Genomic DNA, 20,011 nt, shown 5'->3' with positions numbered 1-20,011 from the left:
GCTGGTTATTACCAAGCCCCCCATCTTTCTAAGTGAGAAAAGAAAATGTCAAAAGAATTTAGCCGCACGCAGCGCGTGTCTCAGCAACTACAAAAAGAGCTAGCAATCATGCTGCAACGTGAAGTTCGTGACTCACGTATTGGTATGGTAACCATCTCTGATGTAGAGGTTTCTCGTGACCTTGCTTACGCAAAAGTATTCGTTACTTTCCTATGCGTTGGTGAGCAAACACCTGAGTCGAGCCTAGCGGCACTGAAAGAGCACGAACCTCAACTACGCATGATGTTAGGTAAGCGTATCCGCCTACGTCTAACTCCAGAAATTCGTTTCACTTACGACAACACTTTGGTTGAAGGTATGCGTATGTCTAACCTAGTGTCTGAAGTGGTCAGCGAAGACAAGCGTAAGCAGCAAGCTGCTGGCCGTGATGAGTCAACATCGGAAGGTGAAGAGTAATGGCTCGCCGTCGTAAAGGTCGCCCGATTAACGGGGTTATTTTATTAGATAAGCCGACTGGCATCTCATCGAATGACGCACTGCAAAAAGTAAAGCGTATTTACTTTGCAGAGAAAGCAGGGCACACCGGTGCTTTGGATCCTCTTGCGACAGGCATGCTGCCAATCTGTTTGGGTGAAGCAACCAAGTTTTCTCAGTTTCTATTAGATTCTGACAAGCGCTACGTTGTGATCGCGAAGCTCGGTGAGCGTACCAACACTTCGGACTCTGATGGTGAAGTGGTTGAAACGCGCGAAGTGAATGTGACTCGTGAACAGCTTGAGCGCTGCATTGAAAGCTTCAAAGGTGAAACTGACCAAGTTCCATCAATGTTCTCGGCGTTAAAATACCAAGGTAAGCCTTTGTATGAATACGCGCGTGCTGGTATCGAAGTACCGCGTGAATCTCGTAAGATCACGGTTTACTCGATCGATCTTCTGCGCTTTGAGGGTGATGAAGTGGAGATGGAAGTGCACTGTTCAAAAGGCACTTACATCCGAACCATCACTGACGATCTGGGAGAAATGCTAGGTTGTGGTGCGCACGTGACGATGCTGCGTCGTACGGGCGTTGCAAAGTACCCATACGAACGCATGGTAACGCTAGAGCAACTGAACGAGATCCTAGAGCAAGCTCAACAGCAAGACATTGCGCCGAAAGAGCTGCTTGATCCACTGCTGATGCCAATGGACACAGCGGTAGAAGACCTGCCAGAAGTAAACCTGAATGCAGAACTGACTGATTTAGTTCAGCACGGTATGCCTGTACAAGTTGCTGGTGCGCCAGCAGAGGGTACAGTGCGTATGACAAGCGGTGAAGAGAAGCTGTTTGTGGGTGTTGCTCAGATCGATAATGATGGTCGCGTTGCACCGAAACGCTTGGTGGTTTTCCGCGAAGAAGAGCCTCAAGCATAATCAACATTGAAGGCAATCTTTGCTGATATGACATGAAAAGCAGGAGCCCAACATAGGACTTCTGCTTTTTTGTTTTTTGTTCAGTGAGATCGCGATAGATTGTTATTGCACCACTAGGCAAACTTCCCTATAATCCACGGCTCGCGTAGCGGCTGAATCAGAGATTGGCTGCTACAAATATCAAACTACTCTTATCAGGAGAGAATTATGTCTCTGAATGCAGAAACTAAAGCAGCAATCGTTGCAGAATACGCGCGCTCTGAAGGCGACACAGGTTCACCAGAAGTACAAGTAGCTCTACTTACTGCTTCTATCAACCACCTACAAGGTCACTTCAAAGCTCACAAAGGCGATCACCACAGCCGTCGTGGTCTTCTACGTATGGTTTCTAGCCGTCGTAAGCTTCTAGACTACCTAAAAGGTAAAGATCTTGGTCGTTACCAAGAGCTTATCAAGCGTCTAGGTCTACGTCGCTAATCAAATCTCGAATTTGATGAAAGAGCCTCAGCAATTGCTGAGGCTTTTTTTATATCTAAAATATCGTCACTATGCAGAGAAAAGTGCCCGTTATGTGTGCTGTAAACTCGTTTTTTGGCTCTGAAAATGTCTCTTGTCAGAAAAATAGTTTATACTCTTGCACGCCAGTAATTCTATGAAACTCTGGCACTTCATTTTACTCAACAATGACAGTCACAGATGTCGGCCAATAGGTCGCGACTATTAAAAACAGATGAGCGTAGAACGTGGTTCTTTTTCGTCTTTTTTTACTAGTCGCGATTAGTCATTGCGGAGTACCCATTCACTTATTCTAGAGAGCAATCTTTAGATGAAGGAAATACAATGTTTGAGAAACCAGTTGTAAAAACGTTTCAGTACGGTAACCACACCGTAACTCTAGAAACAGGTGTTATTGCACGTCAAGCTACTGCTGCAGTAATGGTAACAATGGACGATACGTCTGTATTCGTTTCTGTTGTAGGTAAAAAAGAAGCGGTTGAAGGTCAAGACTTCTTCCCACTAACAGTTAACTACCAAGAGCGTACATACGCTGCAGGTAAAATCCCTGGTGGCTTCTTCAAGCGTGAAGGTCGTCCTTCTGAAGGCGAAACACTAACGGCTCGTCTTATCGACCGTCCAATCCGTCCGCTTTTCCCAGACGCATTCAAAAACGAAGTTCAAGTTATCGCTACAGTAATGTCTGTAAACCCAGACGTTCAGCCTGACATGGTAACAATGATCGGTACTTCTGCAGCACTTGCTATCTCTGGTATTCCGTTCAACGGTCCAATCGGTGCAGCACGTGTTGGTCACATCGATGGTCAACTAGTACTGAACCCAAGCAACACTGAGCTAGAAACATCTAAGCTTGACCTTGTTGTTTCTGGTACTGAAGGCGCTGTTCTTATGGTTGAGTCTGAAGCAGACAACCTAACAGAAGAAGAGATGCTATCAGCCGTTGTATTCGGTCACGAACAACAGCAAGTTGTGATCAACGCGATCAACGAATTTGCAGCTGAAGTTGCAACACCTGCATGGGATTGGGTTGCTCCAGAAGAGAACACGGCTCTAACGACTCGTATCGCTGAACTAGCAGAAGCTAAACTGGTTGAAGCTTACCAAATCACTGAAAAGATGACTCGCTACGACCGCATCCATGAGATCGCAGCAGAAGTTAACGAAGTGCTAGTTTCTGAAAACGAAGAAGTGAACCTAAAAGAAGCTCACTCTATCTTCCACGATCTAGAGAAAACAGTTGTACGTCGCAGCATCATCGCTGGTAACCCACGTATCGACGGTCGTGAAAAAGACATGGTTCGTGCGCTAGACGTACGCACTGGTGTTCTTCCACGTACTCACGGTTCTTCACTATTCACTCGTGGTGAAACTCAAGCTATCGTTACTGCTACTCTTGGCACACAACGTGATGCTCAAATCATCGACGAGCTAACTGGTGAGCGTAAAGATCACTTCCTACTGCACTACAACTTCCCTCCATACTGTGTAGGCGAAACTGGTTTTGTAGGTTCTCCTAAGCGTCGTGAAATCGGCCACGGTAAACTAGCTAAGCGTGGTATTGCAGCAGTAATGCCATCTGTAGACGAGTTCCCATACACAGTACGTGTAGTATCAGAAATCACAGAATCTAACGGTTCTTCTTCAATGGCTTCTGTATGTGGTACGTCTCTAGCTCTTATGGATGCTGGTGTTCCAATCAAGTCTTCTGTTGCGGGTATCGCAATGGGTCTTGTTAAAGAAGGCGACGACTTTGTTGTTCTTTCTGACATCCTTGGTGACGAAGACCACCTAGGCGACATGGACTTTAAAGTAGCAGGTACTAACACTGGTATCACTGCACTTCAAATGGACATCAAGATCGAAGGTATCACTAAAGAGATCATGCAAATTGCTCTTAACCAAGCGCAAGGTGCACGTAAGCACATCCTATCTGTAATGGATGAAGCTATCTCTGGTGCTCGTGAAGATATCTCTGAGTTCGCTCCGCGTATTCACACAATGAAGATCAGCGCAGAGAAGATCAAAGACGTTATCGGTAAAGGTGGTGCAGTTATCCGTGCTCTAACTGAAGAGACTGGTACAACTATCGAAATCGACGACGACGGTACAATCAAGATCGCTGCGACTGAAGGTGCTGCTGCTAAAGAAGCTATCCGTCGTATCGAAGAGATCACTGCAGAAGTTGAAGTTGGCCGCATCTACCAAGGTAAAGTTGCGCGTCTAGCAGACTTCGGTGCATTCGTTACTATCCTTCCAGGTAAAGATGGTCTAGTACACATCTCTCAAATTGCTGACAAGCGCGTTGAGAAAGTGTCTGACTACCTAACTGAAGGTCAAGAAGTACCTGTTAAGGTTCTTGAAATCGACCGTCAAGGCCGTGTACGTCTAAGCATGAAAGAAGCAGTTGAAACGCCAGCTGAAGGCGAAGCACCTGCTGCTGAGTAATTCTCAGTAAAATGATGGAACTATCGCTTTTTAGTGATTTCTAACCCATCATTAACAAAGCATGTTATAAAGGGAGCATATCGCTCCCTTTTTTATTGCGGTCATAACAGGAGTAAGTATTTGTGAAATGGTTTCAAACCGCGAGTCTGTCTCTGCTGCTTGTTTTAACAGGTTGTGCATCGACAATGGACACTTCAGCTCCGCGCTGGGTCTATCCTCCAATGGCTGTTCCATTGCAGCCGAGTGTGCAGCAAGAAGTTCAGATAGCTCGTTTATCTCAGTTGTTACAAAGACCTGACCTTGGTGATGATGTTCGCGCTAAGATGCTTTTTGAACGTGGTAACTATTACGACAGTGTTGGTTTGCGCGATCTTGCTCGACTCGATTTCAATCAGTCTTTGTCTTTGAATCCAGCACAACCAGACATCTTTAACCTATTAGGTGTCTACTTTACCCAAGTGGGTGAATTTGATGCCGCTTATGAGTCTTTCGATTCAACACTTGAGCTTGATCCAAGCAACTCATACGCAGAGCGTAACCGTGCTATTGCGCTTTACTATGGCGAGCGCTACGAGCTGTCGAGTGAAGAGATGCTTAAGCACTATAACGATGACCCAAATGATCCGTTCCGTGCTTTATGGCTTTACATCATTCAGAGTGAGCTAACACCAGAACAGGCGCTAAAAGATCTGCAATCACGCTACCAAGACCGTGATGAGCAGTGGGGTTGGGTACTGGTTGCGATTATGCTCGACGAGATTTCAGAAGAGCAGGCATTCAAAGCGATCTTGAGTGGCACGCGTGATAACACCTTGTTGGCACAGCGCTTAACGGAGACCTACTTCTACTTAGGCAAGCGTTATCATCTACGCGGTGACTACGCGAATGCGATCTCGCTTTATAAGCTCGCCGTCTCGTTCAATGTTTATGAGTATGTTGAGCACCGTTACTCTTTCCTTGAACTTGGTCGAATCTTTATGGACCTTAAGGAAGAGCGACTTGCTCAAGCTAAGCTAGAGCAAGCCAAAGCTGAAGAGAACTAAATCAGTCCTCAAAATAGATCACAATCAAGCCGCTCTGATGAGCGGCTTTTTTTATGTGGCACACTTTTTCTGATTGCAATTTAAACAACTCAGATTAAAATAGTTAGCCTTGCTAATTAAATGTGGGTTGTTTGAAGAATTGTGTTGAATGAGAACCTAGAAAAGATCGAACGATTTGCGTCGAAAATATGGCGAACGCAGTCGAAAGAGGATCCTATTGGTCAGCTTAGTTTTAATGAGTATGACTACCTTAAGGTCATAGAGGCAGCCAAAGAGCCCATTCGATTAACAGATCTCGCTGAAGAGATGCAAGTAACTAAACCTTCGGCAACCACTATGGTTCAGCGCTTAGAGCGAAAAGGGTTAGTCGAGCGACGTCCGAGCCCTGAAGATGCACGCTCTAAATTGGTTGTGTTGACAGCGAAAGCTGAGACGGGCTTAGAGGAAGAGAGCAAGATCTATCAGGTCATGGCAAAGACATTAGAGAACCAGTTAACTGAGCAAGAGATAGAGCAATTGAACCTATTGTTGAATAAAGCTCTAAAGTAAAAATTTGAACATTTAGTTAGCGTGATTAACTAAGTGGTAGGCAGGATGAGCGCAGGTTTCAAGGACAACAGAAACATCATCACTCACTTAATCGTAGTGAGATAACAGCAGAAAGTAAGAGTAGAAGATGAGTCAGTCAATCAGTCGTCAATTTTGGCGCTATACAATTCCAACCGTGGCTGCGATGCTGGTCAATGGCTTATACCAAGTGGTCGATGGTATTTTCATTGGACGTTTTGTCGGGGCCGATGGCCTTGCTGGTATCAACGTAGCTTGGCCGGTGATCGGTTCAATCCTTGGTCTAGGCATGCTTGTTGGTGTGGGTACCGGGGCGTTAGTATCGATTCGCCAAGGTGAGAAAGATACTCAAGGGGCGAAACAGATCCTCGCCACTGGTCTCACTCTATTACTCGCATTAACGCCACTAGTCGCTGGTGTGCTTTTCTTCTTTGCTGATGATTTCTTGCGTTGGCAGGGAGCAGAGGGGCGCGTGTTTGATCTTGGTTTGCAATATCTACAGATCTTGATTGTGGGTAGTGTCTTTACCTTGGGCTCGATAGCCATGCCATTCTTGCTGCGCAATGATGATAGCCCAAACCTTGCGACTATTTTGATGGTAGTTGGTGCGGTGATTAACATCGTTCTCGACTATCTATTCATTGCATGGCTGAACTGGGAACTGACAGGTGCGGCTTTAGCAACGGCAATCGCACAGCTAGTCGTAACAGGTCTAGGTTTAGCTTACTTCTTCTCGCGCAGAGCGAACCTGCGTCTGCGTTGGAGTGAGTTGAGACTTAAACTTGATGTGATTCCACAGATCTTTGCTATTGGTACCTCGAGCTTTTTTATGTACGCCTATGGCTCGATGATGGTGGCGCTACACAACGCACTGTTTGCCCAATATGGCAATCAATTGATGATTGGTGCGTATGCTATTCTTGGCTATATCGTCACGGTTTACTATCTCACGGCAGAGGGTATCGCTAATGGTATGCAGCCATTGGTTAGCTACAACCATGGGGCAAAGCGTCACGATAATATTCGTCAGTTGCTTAAAATAGCGATGGTAAGCTCAGTCTCTGTGGGTATGGTCTTTATTGTTCTCTTGAACATTTTCCCGAGAGAGTTTGTCTCGGTGTTTAACTCTGAAGACCCACAGCTAGTGGAATACACGGTATTGGGTATCAGACTGCACATGTTCGCCTTGGCTCTGGATGGCTTCTTAGTGGTTGCAGGTGCTTACTATCAAGCGGTGAACAAAGGCAGCAAAGCAATGTTTGTAACGGTCGGTAATATGCTGATTCAGCTTCCGTTCTTGTACATTATGCCGAAATTGTTTGGTGTGCCTGGAATCTGGATTGCTTATCCACTATCGAACATCGCACTAAGTGTAGTGGTGATTATGATGCTGGTGAAAGATGTAAAGAAGCTCAACGCGTCGGAGTTGCAGACAGCAACCGCATAGCGAGTTACAGCCCTAAATAAACAAAAGGTCTAGCGACTGCTAGACCTTTTTCATTTTGAAGGTAGTGCTTAGATGTTCTTTACGTCTAAGCCTGCTAACTGGTGCCAGTAACCGTTACATTGACGGTCTGCAATCTGAATTGGGTTTTCACCCCTTTCGTTAGCTTTAAAGTTATTGAGCTCAGAGAAGGTATCAACGCCCAACGGACTTAGACGAACCACATCAACCAGATCATGCATATTCGGCAGGTCATTGATTAGGTTGTAACAGTAACCCGACTGAGTTTGAATACCGTTTAGGTTGAAGACGGATTGCCCTTCTTGGCTCTCTACTTGAAGACCGGTTGGGTACTTGATACAGCATGTCTCGCAGTCGTCTTTTGCTTTGTTCTCTGCTCGAGCCGTAAAGCAGCGCGCTGAGTACGCTAAAGGTAGGTAACCGTGGCTGAACACTTCGACTTCAAACTTGTTACGAATGTTGAGCTCTTCACACTGAGTCATGACATTAGATAGCCATTCGCGAGACAACTCAACAGGCATACACCAACGTGTCATACCTTGCTTGAGGAATAGGTTGAGAGTGTGTGCGTTATAGGTGTTGACTGCTGGGCCAACAACAAATGGCACCTTACTTTCACTCGCGAGTTGAATTGCAGATACATCATTTGCTTCAATCGCAAAGTCGCCATTGTCGACGTACTTTTTCATGATGTTCACTTCACTTGGTGCTTCCAATAGCGCCATAGTCGATAGTACGACTTGCTTACCTGAAGCTGAAAGCTCTTTGGCGATATCTAGCCAGTGTTTTGCTTTCATCTCACGGCGCTTTGAGCAGACCGCTTCACCTAGGTAGATGATATCAGCAGAGCTTGTCTTAGCTTGCTCGTAGAAGCTCTCCACGTCTTGTTTTGGCCAAAAATAGAGTAGTGGGCCTAATGCATATTTCATCGTATTCTCCATCAATCCTATTGCCATTTACGGTGGTAAGCACCTAGCGTTGTTTGTGTACCTTCAGATACATTCGCTAGAGCAGCATTCCAAGCGGCTTCAACTTGGTAAGCCTCTGGATTCGCTTGGTAACGATCAATGGCTGCACGCCATGTACGAGTCACTTGTTCCACGTAAGCAGGGCTGCGTTGACGGCCTTCGATTTTCACCGATGCTACGTTCGCGGCAAACAGTTCTGGCAGCATAGATAAGGTATTTAAGCTAGTTGGCTCTTCTAGGGCATGATAGCGCTTACGTTCGCCCTCGATTTCAGCCTCGAAACGCCCCTTACACAGTGTAGGGTAGCCAGCATTCTCACCTTGTGCGTACTTGTCGATCAAAATTTCATTGAGGCGAGATTCTAGACCTGTCTCGGTCTCTTGCCAGCGTACATATTTCGCTGGCGAGCAAGCACCGACAGTATTTGGCGATTCACCCGTCATGTAAGAAGAGAGGTAGCAACGACCTTCTGCCATAATGCACAGGCTACCGAATGCGAATACCTCGAGATCCACATCGGAAGAGATATTGCGAGATAGCTGTTTCACTTGGTGAATCGACAGCACGCGTGGCAGCACCACACGCTTCACGTTGAAATTTTTGTGGTAGAAGTCAATCGCCGCAGCGTTGGTCGCAGAAGCTTGAACTGATAGGTGCAGCTCCATATGCGGGTATTTGTTTGCTGCGTATTCAAGAACGGCGATATCTGCAACGATCAGTGCATCAACACCTAATGCAGCCGCTTGATCGACAGCATTGGTCCAGCGTTGGAAACCATTGGGGTGAGCGAATGTGTTGAGTGCGATATGAATTTTTTTGTTGCGATCATGGACGTATTCAACGGCACGATCTAGCTTTTTGCCAGAGAAGTTCAAGCCAGCAAAGTGGCGTGCATTGGTGTCGTCTTTGAATCCGATGTAGACAGCATCCGCACCACAGTCAATGGCTGTTTTCAAAGCAGGTAAGTTTCCTGCTGGGCATAAGAGTTCCATTTGCTCACTACCAGTAGATAAATTTGAAGCGAGCATTTTATGAAGAAATGTGAACGTCAGAATTGATGTAAGGCAGGTTTAGTCGGATAAATCCGCTTTTACTCCATTTGAGGTAGAGCAAAACCTAAAAATGACGGACTAGTTTTTGTGGCGGCGGTTCTGAGCAAACAGCTCTTCAACTTCCTGTTTTGGCTGAGGTCGGTAGAAGTGAAAGCCCTGAATTGAGCTGCAGTTGAGATTTGATAGCAGTGTCGCTTGCTCGCTGGTTTCAACACCCTCAGCAACCACCGTTAGGTTAAGAGACTTACCAAGATTGATGATGTTCTCGATCACCGTGACTTGTTTTGGCAGGGTATCGATGTCAGTGATAAACGCGCGGTCTATCTTCAACTCGTCGATAGGGAAACGAGCTAAGTACGAAAGTGAAGAGTAACCGGTACCGAAATCATCAATCGATAGGGCAAAACCAAGCTTCTTAATGGCGTTAAGCATCTGAAGTGTATGTTCGCTGTCACTCATTACGGCACTTTCGGTCAACTCAAAGGTGATGGCACTCGGGTCTAGCTCTGTAGTGCGCAACAGCTTCTCCATGTAATCGATGAGTTTAGGGTTACCAAACTGCTCAGGGGAGAGGTTGATCGCCACACGTCCAGGCAAGATCCCTTGGCTCTTCCAACGTTTAACCGTTGCAAATACCTCACGCATGACTACTCGGCCTAATTGTTCAATCAAGCCAGCTCGTTCAGCAACAGGAATAAAGGCCGCAGGGCTGATGTAGCCTTCGACCGGATGTTTCCAGCGCACCAAGGCTTCCGCACCATTGATGGTGAAATCACGGGCGTTAACCTTAGGTTGATACCAAACCTCTAAGCCATTCTGCTGCAGTGCTTTCTGAAGTTCGATTTCGAGCCAAAGGCGCATACGAGCCTCTTTGTTCATCTGCTCATTGAACTTAATCAGGCGGTTGCGGCCTCGGTCTTTGGCTTCATACATCGCAGTATCGGCATTTTGCAACAAGATACGCGCATCGACACCGTCTTGAGGGAAGCTGACACTACCAATAGAGCAAGCCAAGCGCTTGCTGAAGTGGTGAAGGTCGAATGGTTGATTGATCAGAGCAATGATCTTTTCAGATAGCGCTTCAACGGTCTTTTTATGTTCTGGTTCAGGCAGGATGATACCGAACTCATCGCCACCTAAATGACCCACCACTGCACGTCTTGGTAGCAGACGCTTAAGACGAGACGCGACCTCTTTGATCACCTTATCACCGATGTGATGACCTAATGAATCATTGATATTTTTGAAGTTATCAATGTCTAGGTACAGCATCACCACGGGTGTTTCGTTATGAATAAACTGCTCTAAACGCTTGGTAAATCCAACACGGTTATACAGCTTAGTCAGGTCGTCAATGTAGGCATCTTCATTAACATTGGTGGTGAGGGTTTTGGGCGCTTCTTGCGCGTCTTGAATCAGGACTAATTGGGTCGTACTACCCAACAGTGCGGTTGAATCAATATGCAACTGAACTTTGCGTTCAAACCCACAGCGTGCGCCAGTTAAGCACACCAAACCAGACTCAGAAACAATAGAGCTGAGCTTATTGCTGAAGACTGTTTTGGTTTGCTCATCAATGAATAGGCGTCCTAGTTCTTCCCCAAGCAACTCTGAAGGAGAGTTAAAGCCGAGCAGGCGAGCGGCTGCAGGGTTAGAAGAGAGTATGTAATCATCTTCGACAAGAAGCAGGCCATCAGGTAATAGATGGGTCAGCTTATGGAACTTGGCCTCAGACTCTTCGAGAGAGCGGACAAGAACTTGATTTTCGGAGGTGTCGAAGGCGTGAAAGACAATGTAGTCGGTGTCTTTTCCGTTAGACAGTGGTGCTAGGCTGAAGTGAAGGCTGGTATCGAGGTCGGTTTCGTTAAGCGTGATCTCCGCCTCAATGGATTCACCTTTAAAGGCGCGCTCATAGTATGGTTTCAGGTGCTGATAGAACTGTTCACCAAGGGTTTGGCGGTCGTTCATTCCTGTTAACTCTGATTGGTTTAACCCCGCAATATCACAGTAGCGCTCATTAACTATAAAATAGTTATGCTGAGCATCAAGAACAGCAAAGAAGAATGGGCTATTTGCTGTGAGCTGTGAAAACCAATGTTGTAATTGCTGGGGAGGCATCAAAGTACTACCAATTCTCCAAGAGCTTGAGTATTCATTATAGATGAATGTTTATTACTAAATTATGTAATTTTAGCTATTTACCTAGCATAGCAGCGATTCTGCGACTGTTGTGATTACCAGAGTTACTATAACCGCGATTTTGGGGATATTAAAGTACAAGCATCAAACCGAAATTAATTTGATACACAACAGGAATTAAGCCTTTAACATCACTTATGATGAGTGCCATATTATTGATAAAGTTACGGATAAGTCACGTGATAAACAAGATTCGCACTCAACTAGTTCAAAACGCCGCATCAATTTTGCGATCTCCAGTCCAGTTATTGCCAAAAACAGTACAAAAAAAAGCCTTATTAGAAGCACTTAAAAATGTTTTCAAGGAAGCTCTGGAAGATGGTGATTTCGAGTTTCTTGAAGATAAGTGGTTAAAAGTCTCGATTAAAGATATGGGCTTGAGTTGGTGTATCAGCTATCAAAACGAGCAACTGATTGTTGCCGATAAAGAAATGGCTGAAGATGTGAGCTTTAGCGGTAACCTTAATGACCTTGTTTTGATCGCTGGGCGCAAAGAAGACCCGGATACTCTGTTCTTCCAGCGTCGCCTTTCAATTGAAGGGGATACGGAGCTTGGTTTAGAGGTTAAGAACCTGATGGACAGCGTAGATTTAGACCTACTTCCGGCTCCAATGAAAATGTTATTGAATCAATTAGCTGATTTTGTGCAGAAGGGGGTACAATCGCCTCAGACACAAAATGAGGTAATGAATGCTTATTCGAACTGAGGCACCCGCAGACATACTTGCAATTGATAGCTTGCTGAAATCTGTTTTTGAGACAGAAGCAGAAGCGAACCTAGTGATGAGCCTGCGTGAAAACAGCCATCTAACCCTGTCGTTAGTGGCGTGCTCTGATGAGGGCGAAGTTGTCGGGCATGTTATGTTTAGCCCGCTCACGCTCAAAGGTGAAGACTATAATTGGCAAGGCTTAGCGCCATTGTCTGTGCGCGAAGATTTTCGTGGGCAAGGCATTGCTCAATCACTGATGGAAGAGGCCTTCTCGTCATTGCGCGATTTTGGTTATCCGGCGTGTGTGGTTTTAGGCGACCCAAGCTTTTACAGCAAGGTCGGCTTTAAGGCGGCGAGTGAGTTTGGTTTTCAATGTCGTTGGGATGTACCAGAAGGGGCATTTCAAGCGATTGAGCTGGTGGAAGGCGCGTTTGCTGGACACAGTGGTACTATCGAGTACAGCCCTGAGTTCAATGAACTGTAGGTAAGCGGTGTTATCTTCTACTCAGTCGGTATTGATAGCATTGATAGAAGAATCGTAACCAGAGAGATAAAGGAGCTTGATGCTCCTTTATTTTTTGTTAGTATCAGCTCGATTCAACCTTGAGCTTAGTCACAAAGGCACAGACATGTCACAGATTCATGCGCAGTATTTACAGGAAATGGGAATTACTCAGTGGGAACTGAGCCACCCTGATCGTCTGGCTGGCTATCAGAGCGAGCTCGTTAAACTGCCTGAAACATGTCAGTTGTTATTAGTCTCACCGGAAAAGCCTCAAGGTGCATTGGCCGAGATGTTTGAGCGTGTGCTAAAAAGCATCAAGCTAGAGTTGTCACAAGCGCAATATGTACATCCCAATGAGCTTAGTCATTTTGATTTGAGTTCATTGCAGTGGGTGTGGTTCGCAGGATGTGAATCCAATACCGATACCACAGCTAAGGTATTACAATCCCCTTTACTCTCTCACATTGATGGCAATAATCAGCAACGCCGTGCTTTGTGGCAGCAAATTTGTTCTTATGAATAATCAATTTATTAGCATGTCAGAGTCGCACCTTGATGCGGTCTGGCAGATTGAGCAACACGCTCATACTCACCCTTGGTCACAAAACATGATTCGCGATCTCGACAGTCGAGGTGGCTGCCATCATGTGATGCTAGTCGATGACGAGGTTGTCGGGTACTTCTATGCGCAAAACATTGTTGGCGAAGTAACATTACTGAACATTGCTGTTGCCCCTCATCATCAAGGTAAGGGATATGGTAAGGCTTTGATTGAGCATTTCTTGTTGGTGTGCGAGCAAGCGAAGGCAGAAAGCGCATGGCTCGAAGTTCGCGAAAGTAATGGCAACGCATTTGGTCTGTATGAGTGGGTTGGGTTTAACGAGGTTGACCGCCGTCGTAACTATTACCCAACGGCAACAGGCAAAGAAGACGCCATTATCATGAGTTACATCTTCTTTTAATCTTCTACCCGATAATATCGATGAAGCTCAACTTAGGTTGGGCTTTTTTGTTATCAGGAACTTGTACTGGCACCCGAAAGGGGTTAATTGCGCTCCATGAAGCGTTCGAAATTGGTGCTCAGCTCTTTACTGTTGAACACTGAACCAATGGTCTGCGTTTCAAAGATTGATTGGGCGGCGTTTTGCATGTTCGGTGATAGTGGGATGTAGCCTGCTGTGCTTACCACATACGAGAGGTGTTTTTGATTCAAGTAGTGTTCGACGAACTGGTTTACTGAGTATCGATTGACGGCAGCCTTGTTAACATAGATAAACAGTGGTCGAGAAAGTGAATTGTATTGACCACTGGTGACACTCTTGATACTCGGTGCAATCGCTTGCTGGTCTTTTCTGGATATAGAGACGGCCTTGAGTTGGGTTTGATTGTTTTGGTAATAGGCAAAGCCTAAGAAGGCAAGGGCATTTGGATCGGTTGCCACCTTTGATGCCAACAGATAATCATCTTCATTGGCGATATGGTCACCACGCAACTCGTCGCCATTGAGGACAACATTAGTAAAGTAGTCGTAAGTTCCTGAGTCGCTGCCTGGAGCATAGAGCTTAATCGGCTCCGCTGGGAAGCTCGAATTGAGCTGATTCCAGTGAGTAATGGTTTTCTCCGAAGACGGATGCCACAAGGTTGCCAACTCCTCAAGGGATAGCTGTTGTAACCAATTATTGTCTTTACTGACCACGATTGTGATTGCGTCAAGCGCAATAGGCAATTCTAAAAACTCAATGCCGTTTTCTCGGCACAGCGCTTTTTCTCGCGTTTTGATAGGGCGAGAAGCGTTAGAGATGTCCGTTTTTCCGCGGCAAAATTTACGAAACCCGCCTCCGGTTCCGGTGACACCCACTACGATTTGTGCGACGTCTTTCTGTTGCGTCATAAACTGCTGGGCAAACTGACGAGTAATGGGATAAACCGTGCTTGAGCCTTCGATCTTGATGAGATCTTTTGCCACGGTCATCGTTGGCCACAGGGATAAACAGATAGCAGTGGTGATTGCTTTGTGTAAGAACCTTTCCATCATAGTGTTACGCTTCTATCGGCCAGCATTGTCAGATTTAATCAAGCCACCGAAATATACGGTGTTGGACTTGGTTATACAATGTGTAGCCAACAAGATTCATCAAAACTTCATAAGTTGCTGAAATATTTACCTGTTCATTAATTTGAAACATAGATGAATTAAGGTCGAATCATTCCCAATCCTTTTGTCCTGATTATGTTATTCCCCAAAATGCTGAATAAACGAAAGTTCCTATTCACCTCTTTATTAGCGTTGCTGGTGGTAGTATCGACCACGGTCCTAGTGATGCAATCGACCGATCTCTTGATCAAAAAGTCCCCTTTGGCCGAAGCTGCTGCTGAGATAAAGATCAATGGTTCCCTTGCTTATTTATGGTTTGATGAGATTGTTTCTGGTGACACGACTCAATCAATCCAAGAGGTTTGGTACTACCTAGAGATAGCCGACTGGCATGTAGGCGCGCTGCTTGAGGGGGGAGAAAGTATCATGGGGAGCTATCAGCCGATCAGCGAGCCGGAACTTCGAGAGCGATTGATGACTCTGCGCCAAACTCTGGCAGAGTTTCGTCAGTATGCTGGAGCGCATTATCAGCAATCGGTTTTAGAATCGCCGTCATTGGGATTAAAGACTGACGAATATTATCTCGACTTTGCTAGTCAGGCTGATGAGATTCAACGCGTGATCAAGACCAGTTATGAATCAGGCATTGCAAGCTACACCAAAACCAGCATTACCCTGATTATTGCTGCTGTCTTTATCGGCGTTTACTCGCTTCGTGTTCAGTTTAAACATGAACAAAGCAGAGATCTGCTACTGAAATCCCTCACTGATGCTAAGTCTTCGATCGAACTCAAGAACAAGCAACTGCACACGCAAGCCTATTTTGATCCTTTAACTGAGCTGCCAAATCGTACTCTGTTTCTCGATAGGCTAGGGCAGTCGATACTCAATGCTCAACAAACTCAGCGGCCTTTCGCACTGCTGTTTCTAGACCTCGACCATTTTAAAGAGGTCAACGATCTTTATGGTCATGCTGCTGGAGATGAGCTGTTGAAGCAGGTTGCACAGCGCATTACGCAGTGTATTCGGGTAACAGATTTGTCCGCACGATTTAGCGGTGATGAGTTTGTGATTGTTCTAGAGCATTTGCGCGATGTGGATATGGCCGTCAGTGTGGCCAACAAGATAGCCTCTAAGCTGATCAAACGTCTAAGAGAGCCTTTTACTCTGAAACATGGAGCGGCAGAAGTCACGGCGAGTATTGGTATCTCGATTTACCCTGATGATAGCACTTCACAGCACTCACTGATTCGTTACGCTGACGATGCGATGTATCACGCCAAGTCACTAGGGAAGAACAATTTTCAGTTTTACTCAAAAGAGCTTAACTACATTGCGATGTCGCAGAAAGAGTTGGAGAGAGATTTAAGACAAGCGATCGATAAGCAGCAGTTTGAGATTCATTACTTACCGAAATGGGCGTTGCAGTCGGGTGATGTAGAAGGGGTTGAAGCACTAGTGCGCTGGAATCATCCTATCAAAGGCTTGATGTATCCGAACGATTTTATCCCTGTAGCAGAAGCAACTGGTCAAATTCGTCAGATAGATCTGCTGGTGGCTGAAAAGGCGTTGGCGCAACACAAAAACTGGCTGACTCACTGTATTGATATTGGTGTGATGAGCCTTAACATCTCGGCTCGCAGCTTAAAACATCCACAGTTTTTTGATGCGTTGAAGCGCGTGATCATCTCCAGTGGCGTTGCGAGCCATAAAATCGAAGTGGAGATCACCGAAACCGTAATGATAGAGAATGATCAGTTCGCACAAATCATCTTTAAAGAGCTGCATCAGCTTGGCGTTCGTATCGCACTCGATGATTTTGGTACGGGCTTCTCGTCGCTCTCTTACCTTAAAGACTTTGAGTTCGATACCCTTAAAATCGACCGCAGCTTCGTGATGGATTATGTCACCAATTCGACCTCTCTGGTGCTTCTCAAAAGCATGATTCAGATCGGTAATGAGCTTGGGGTTGCTGTAGTCGCAGAGGGCGTGGAGACGCTAGAACAGCAACGAGACTTAATGGCGATGGGGTGTGAAATCGGGCAGGGGTTTTATCTTACTTCACCTCAAACGGCTGAAAGGTTGATAGAGAACCTGCAGTTGAATCCTGTTTCCAACGTTGTACCTATGTCTGGTACTTTAGGTTAAGGCAAACCGCAGTAACTCTAACTCTCTGACTTTTTCTAGCTCAGGCTTTAGAAAGCCGAGCGACTTCTGTATAATCCGCACACAAAATTCAAGGGCAAGTCTAAACAACTTGCCCTTTTTACGCTTTAGATCAGCAAAGGGCGACTATGTCTTTCCAACAAGAAGTGAGCAAACGTAGAACGTTTGCGATTATCTCTCACCCGGATGCGGGTAAAACCACGATTACTGAGAAGGTTCTTTTATTCGGAAACGCGATTCAAAAAGCGGGCACCGTAAAGGGCCGTGGCTCAAACCAGCATGCTAAATCTGACTGGATGGAGATGGAAAAAGAGCGTGGTATCTCGGTAACCACGTCTGTGATGCAGTTTCCGTACAATGATTGCCTAGTAAACCTACTAGATACTCCGGGACACGAAGACTTCTCGGAAGATACCTACCGTACACTAACGGCTGTAGACTCATGTCTAATGGTTATCGATGCTGCAAAAGGTGTCGAAGACCGTACACGTAAGCTGATGGAAGTAACCCGTCTGCGTGATACACCAATCGTAACCTTCATGAACAAATTGGACCGTGATGTGCGTGACCCAATGGAAGTTCTAGACGAAGTTGAAAGCGAACTGGGTATGGCGTGTGCGCCAATCTCTTGGCCAATCGGCTGTGGTAAAGAGTTTAAAGGTGTTTACCACATTCACCGCGATGAGACGATCTTGTACGAATCTGGTCACGGCCATGAGATCCAAGAAGTTCGCATCATCAAAGGACTCGATAACCCAGAGTTAGATACTGCTGTTGGCGCTGACCTTGCTGAAAGTGTGCGTGAAGAGCTTGAGCTAGTTATGGGCGCATGTCCTGAATTCGACCATGAACTGTTCTTGGCGGGTGAACTAACACCGGTTTACTTCGGTACTGCATTGGGCAACTTTGGTGTTGACCACATGCTAGATGGCCTAACGGAATGGGCACCAATGCCTAAGACTCGCCAAGCGGTTGAACGTGATGTAGAAGCGACAGAAGAGAAATTCTCCGGTTTCGTATTTAAGATCCAAGCAAACATGGATCCAAAGCACCGTGACCGTATTGCCTTCATGCGTATTGTATCGGGTACTTACTCTCAAGGTATGAAGATGAACCATGTTCGTACGGGTAAGAATGTAAGTATCTCTGATGCGGTAACCTTTATGGCGGGCGACCGTGCTCGTGCTGAGAAAGCGTACGCGGGTGACATCATTGGTCTGCACAACCACGGTACAATCCAGATTGGTGATACCTTTACTCAAGGTGAATCTCTGAAGTTCTCTGGTATCCCTAACTTTGCGCCAGAACTGTTCCGTCGTATTCGTCTGCGCGATCCACTAAAACAGAAGCAACTACTTAAAGGTCTTGTTCAACTTTCTGAAGAGGGCGCGGTACAAGTATTCCGTCCACTACAGAACAACGATCTAATCGTAGGTGCGGTTGGTGTGCTTCAGTTTGATGTGGTTGTGGCTCGACTAAAAGCGGAATACAACGTTGAAGCGATCTACGAGAGCGTAAACGTTGCAACAGCACGTTGGGTTGAGTGTGGTGATGCGAAGAAATTCGAAGAGTTTAAGCGTAAGAACCAGACTAACCTAGCGTTGGATGGTGGCGATAACCTAACGTACATCGCACCAACTATGGTGAACTTGAACCTAGCATCAGAGCGTTTCCCTGATGTAGAGTTCCGTGCTACTCGCGAGCACTAATCTTATTGATGATGGTGCCAACCCGTTGAGGTGGCGCTAGTCGAAGTGCTTAAAAACGTCTATTGTTCTGCAATAGGCGTTTTTTTATGTTTGCCGAAAGGAGAATGAATGTTTCAAGTCATTAAAAGATGGATAAAGCTGTACGATAAGTGGTGCAAAGAGTTAGGGCTTACGCCAGAAAACAAGCGCAGTTGCACCCCTTATCGTAGTGACCCTCAACCTGAACCGAAAGACAAGCAGTAATGCCGATACCGCTATTTGATACCCATTGCCACCTAGACTTCGATGTCTTTGCTAAAGGTGCTCAAGATTATCTCATCACTGCGCAAGAGCAGGGTGTGGAGAAGGTTGTTGTCCCGTCGATTGGTCAAACTAATTGGGAAAAGCTCGAACAACTGAGTTCGGAACACGCTAATCTTTATTATGCCTTGGGCTTCCACCCTTACTTTCTAGCAACAGCGAATGAGAACGAATTTGCTCAACTTGAACAGCACTTAAGTGGCACTTCTGAGCAGTGTGTTGCGATAGGGGAGTGTGGCTTGGACTTCTTTGTGGATGTGGATATCGATAAGCAAGAGCGTTTTTTTATCCATCAGATTGAGCTCGCCACGGCTTTTAAATTGCCTCTTATTATCCATGAGCGGAAGTCACACAACCGTCTTATTCAGCTTATTAAGCAGCAAAAATTCACCAACGGTGGTGTCATTCATGGTTTTTCGGGCAGCGAACAGCAGGCTTTAGAGTGGATTCGCTTAGGATTCTATATTGGTGTCGGTGGCACGATAACTTACCCAAGAGCACAGAAAACGCGCACAACAGTCTCGCGTTTACCTCTTGAATGGGTCGTTTTAGAGACAGATGCACCGGATATGCCGATCAGTGGTAAGCAAGGAAACATTAATCATTCCAAATATTTAGTTACGATATTAAATGAATTAGTTTCGCTCAGGAAAGAGACAAAGCAATCGATTGCAACTCAAATATGGCAAAATAGCCATCAGCTATTCGGTATATGTGAATAAAATCTAAAGTTTTTGTTTATCGTTTGCGTGTTTTACAGTTGTATCGTGACTTGGCTCACAGATGTAAATGAATGATACATGAATCTTATATCAAAGTGTGAGGACGGCATTACTTTATTAGTGGTCGCATGAGTATAATT

Annotated in this window: 19 protein-coding genes; 15 read left to right on the top strand and 4 right to left on the bottom strand. The window is 45.7% G+C overall.

The genetic code is table 11. From position 1 onward, the window contains the following. Nucleotides 1–45 precede the first annotated feature (45 nt). The 7 genes from rbfA (at nucleotide 46) to OCV50_RS11465 (ending at nucleotide 7,427) form a co-directional block, all read left to right on the top strand. On the top strand, nucleotides 46–456 hold the full coding sequence (gene rbfA, locus OCV50_RS11495) for a 30S ribosome-binding factor RbfA (RefSeq protein ID WP_032551547.1): 411 nt from the start codon (nucleotides 46–48) through the stop codon (nucleotides 454–456). After that, nucleotides 456–1,409: a tRNA pseudouridine(55) synthase TruB gene (gene truB, locus OCV50_RS11490; protein WP_150869219.1), complete on the top strand. Its 954-nt coding sequence runs from the start codon at nucleotides 456–458 to the stop codon at nucleotides 1,407–1,409. The genes rbfA and truB overlap by 1 nt, the downstream gene beginning before the upstream one ends. A 207-nt stretch (nucleotides 1,410–1,616) precedes the next feature. Continuing rightward, complete coding sequence (gene rpsO, locus OCV50_RS11485; protein WP_032551549.1) at nucleotides 1,617–1,886, top strand: 30S ribosomal protein S15; 270 nt, start codon at nucleotides 1,617–1,619, stop codon at nucleotides 1,884–1,886. Between the two features lie 363 nt (nucleotides 1,887–2,249). Beyond that, a complete protein-coding gene (gene pnp / locus OCV50_RS11480; RefSeq protein WP_239841159.1) occupies nucleotides 2,250–4,370 on the top strand; it encodes a polyribonucleotide nucleotidyltransferase in 2,121 nt (706 codons plus the stop codon). A 122-nt stretch (nucleotides 4,371–4,492) separates the two neighbouring features. Beyond that, nucleotides 4,493–5,413, top strand: coding sequence for a lipoprotein NlpI (nlpI, locus tag OCV50_RS11475; RefSeq protein WP_261903112.1), 921 nt, complete (start codon nucleotides 4,493–4,495; stop codon nucleotides 5,411–5,413). Between the two features lie 141 nt (nucleotides 5,414–5,554). Beyond that, a complete protein-coding gene (locus OCV50_RS11470; RefSeq protein ID WP_261903111.1) occupies nucleotides 5,555–5,962 on the top strand; it encodes a MarR family winged helix-turn-helix transcriptional regulator in 408 nt (135 codons plus the stop codon). A gap of 127 nt (nucleotides 5,963–6,089) precedes the next feature. Continuing rightward, nucleotides 6,090–7,427: an MATE family efflux transporter gene (locus tag OCV50_RS11465; RefSeq protein WP_261903110.1), complete on the top strand. Its 1,338-nt coding sequence runs from the start codon at nucleotides 6,090–6,092 to the stop codon at nucleotides 7,425–7,427. Nucleotides 7,428–7,495: 68 nt separating this feature from the next. Here OCV50_RS11465 and OCV50_RS11460 read toward each other — a convergent pair whose 3' ends face one another. The 3 genes from OCV50_RS11460 to OCV50_RS11450 form a co-directional block, all read right to left on the bottom strand. Then, entirely contained in the window at nucleotides 7,496–8,374 is an 879-nt protein-coding gene (locus OCV50_RS11460) for a U32 family peptidase (RefSeq protein ID WP_239841155.1), read from the bottom strand. A gap of 17 nt (nucleotides 8,375–8,391) precedes the next feature. Continuing rightward, nucleotides 8,392–9,405, bottom strand: coding sequence for a ubiquinone anaerobic biosynthesis protein UbiU (ubiU, locus tag OCV50_RS11455; protein ID WP_261903109.1), 1,014 nt, complete (start codon nucleotides 9,403–9,405; stop codon nucleotides 8,392–8,394). 138 nt (nucleotides 9,406–9,543) lie between these two features. Beyond that, nucleotides 9,544–11,583: a bifunctional diguanylate cyclase/phosphodiesterase gene (locus OCV50_RS11450; protein WP_239841153.1), complete on the bottom strand. Its 2,040-nt coding sequence runs from the start codon at nucleotides 11,581–11,583 to the stop codon at nucleotides 9,544–9,546. Nucleotides 11,584–11,843: 260 nt separating this feature from the next. On the opposite strand from OCV50_RS11450, the gene ubiT reads away from it, so the two are divergent. The 4 genes from ubiT to rimI all read left to right on the top strand — a co-directional run bounded on the left by ubiT (nucleotide 11,844) and on the right by rimI (nucleotide 13,841). Beyond that, nucleotides 11,844–12,371, top strand: a complete 528-nt coding sequence (gene ubiT / locus OCV50_RS11445) for a ubiquinone anaerobic biosynthesis accessory factor UbiT (RefSeq protein ID WP_434762024.1) — start codon at nucleotides 11,844–11,846, stop codon at nucleotides 12,369–12,371. Beyond that, nucleotides 12,355–12,858, top strand: coding sequence for a GNAT family N-acetyltransferase (locus OCV50_RS11440; protein ID WP_261903108.1), 504 nt, complete (start codon nucleotides 12,355–12,357; stop codon nucleotides 12,856–12,858). The genes ubiT and OCV50_RS11440 overlap by 17 nt, the downstream gene beginning before the upstream one ends. Nucleotides 12,859–13,003: 145 nt before the next feature. Next, on the top strand, nucleotides 13,004–13,402 hold the full coding sequence (locus OCV50_RS11435) for a DNA polymerase III subunit psi (RefSeq protein ID WP_261903107.1): 399 nt from the start codon (nucleotides 13,004–13,006) through the stop codon (nucleotides 13,400–13,402). After that, nucleotides 13,395–13,841: a ribosomal protein S18-alanine N-acetyltransferase gene (gene rimI, locus OCV50_RS11430; RefSeq protein ID WP_261903106.1), complete on the top strand. Its 447-nt coding sequence runs from the start codon at nucleotides 13,395–13,397 to the stop codon at nucleotides 13,839–13,841. The genes OCV50_RS11435 and rimI overlap by 8 nt, the downstream gene beginning before the upstream one ends. 83 nt (nucleotides 13,842–13,924) lie before the next feature. Here rimI and OCV50_RS11425 read toward each other — a convergent pair whose 3' ends face one another. Continuing rightward, a complete protein-coding gene (locus tag OCV50_RS11425) occupies nucleotides 13,925–14,914 on the bottom strand; it encodes a PstS family phosphate ABC transporter substrate-binding protein (RefSeq protein ID WP_261903105.1) in 990 nt (329 codons plus the stop codon). Nucleotides 14,915–15,124: 210 nt separating this feature from the next. On the opposite strand from OCV50_RS11425, the gene OCV50_RS11420 reads away from it, so the two are divergent. The 4 genes from OCV50_RS11420 to OCV50_RS11405 all read left to right on the top strand — a co-directional run bounded on the left by OCV50_RS11420 (nucleotide 15,125) and on the right by OCV50_RS11405 (nucleotide 19,871). Continuing rightward, the gene (locus tag OCV50_RS11420) at nucleotides 15,125–17,122 is read left to right on the top strand and encodes a putative bifunctional diguanylate cyclase/phosphodiesterase (protein WP_261903104.1); all 1,998 of its coding nucleotides are present in this window, start codon (nucleotides 15,125–15,127) and stop codon (nucleotides 17,120–17,122) included. A gap of 146 nt (nucleotides 17,123–17,268) precedes the next feature. Beyond that, entirely contained in the window at nucleotides 17,269–18,849 is a 1,581-nt protein-coding gene (prfC, locus tag OCV50_RS11415) for a peptide chain release factor 3 (protein WP_239841146.1), read from the top strand. 108 nt (nucleotides 18,850–18,957) lie between these two features. Beyond that, nucleotides 18,958–19,092, top strand: coding sequence for a DUF5363 domain-containing protein (locus tag OCV50_RS11410; protein WP_261903103.1), 135 nt, complete (start codon nucleotides 18,958–18,960; stop codon nucleotides 19,090–19,092). Continuing rightward, on the top strand, nucleotides 19,092–19,871 hold the full coding sequence (locus OCV50_RS11405; protein ID WP_261903102.1) for a TatD family hydrolase: 780 nt from the start codon (nucleotides 19,092–19,094) through the stop codon (nucleotides 19,869–19,871). The genes OCV50_RS11410 and OCV50_RS11405 overlap by 1 nt, the downstream gene beginning before the upstream one ends. Nucleotides 19,872–20,011: the final 140 nt, after the last annotated feature.

The sequence above is a fragment of the Vibrio fortis genome (assembly GCF_024347475.1).
Taxonomy (GTDB): Bacteria; Pseudomonadota; Gammaproteobacteria; order Enterobacterales; family Vibrionaceae; genus Vibrio; species Vibrio fortis.
This window is presented reverse-complemented; position numbering and strand designations above follow the sequence as displayed.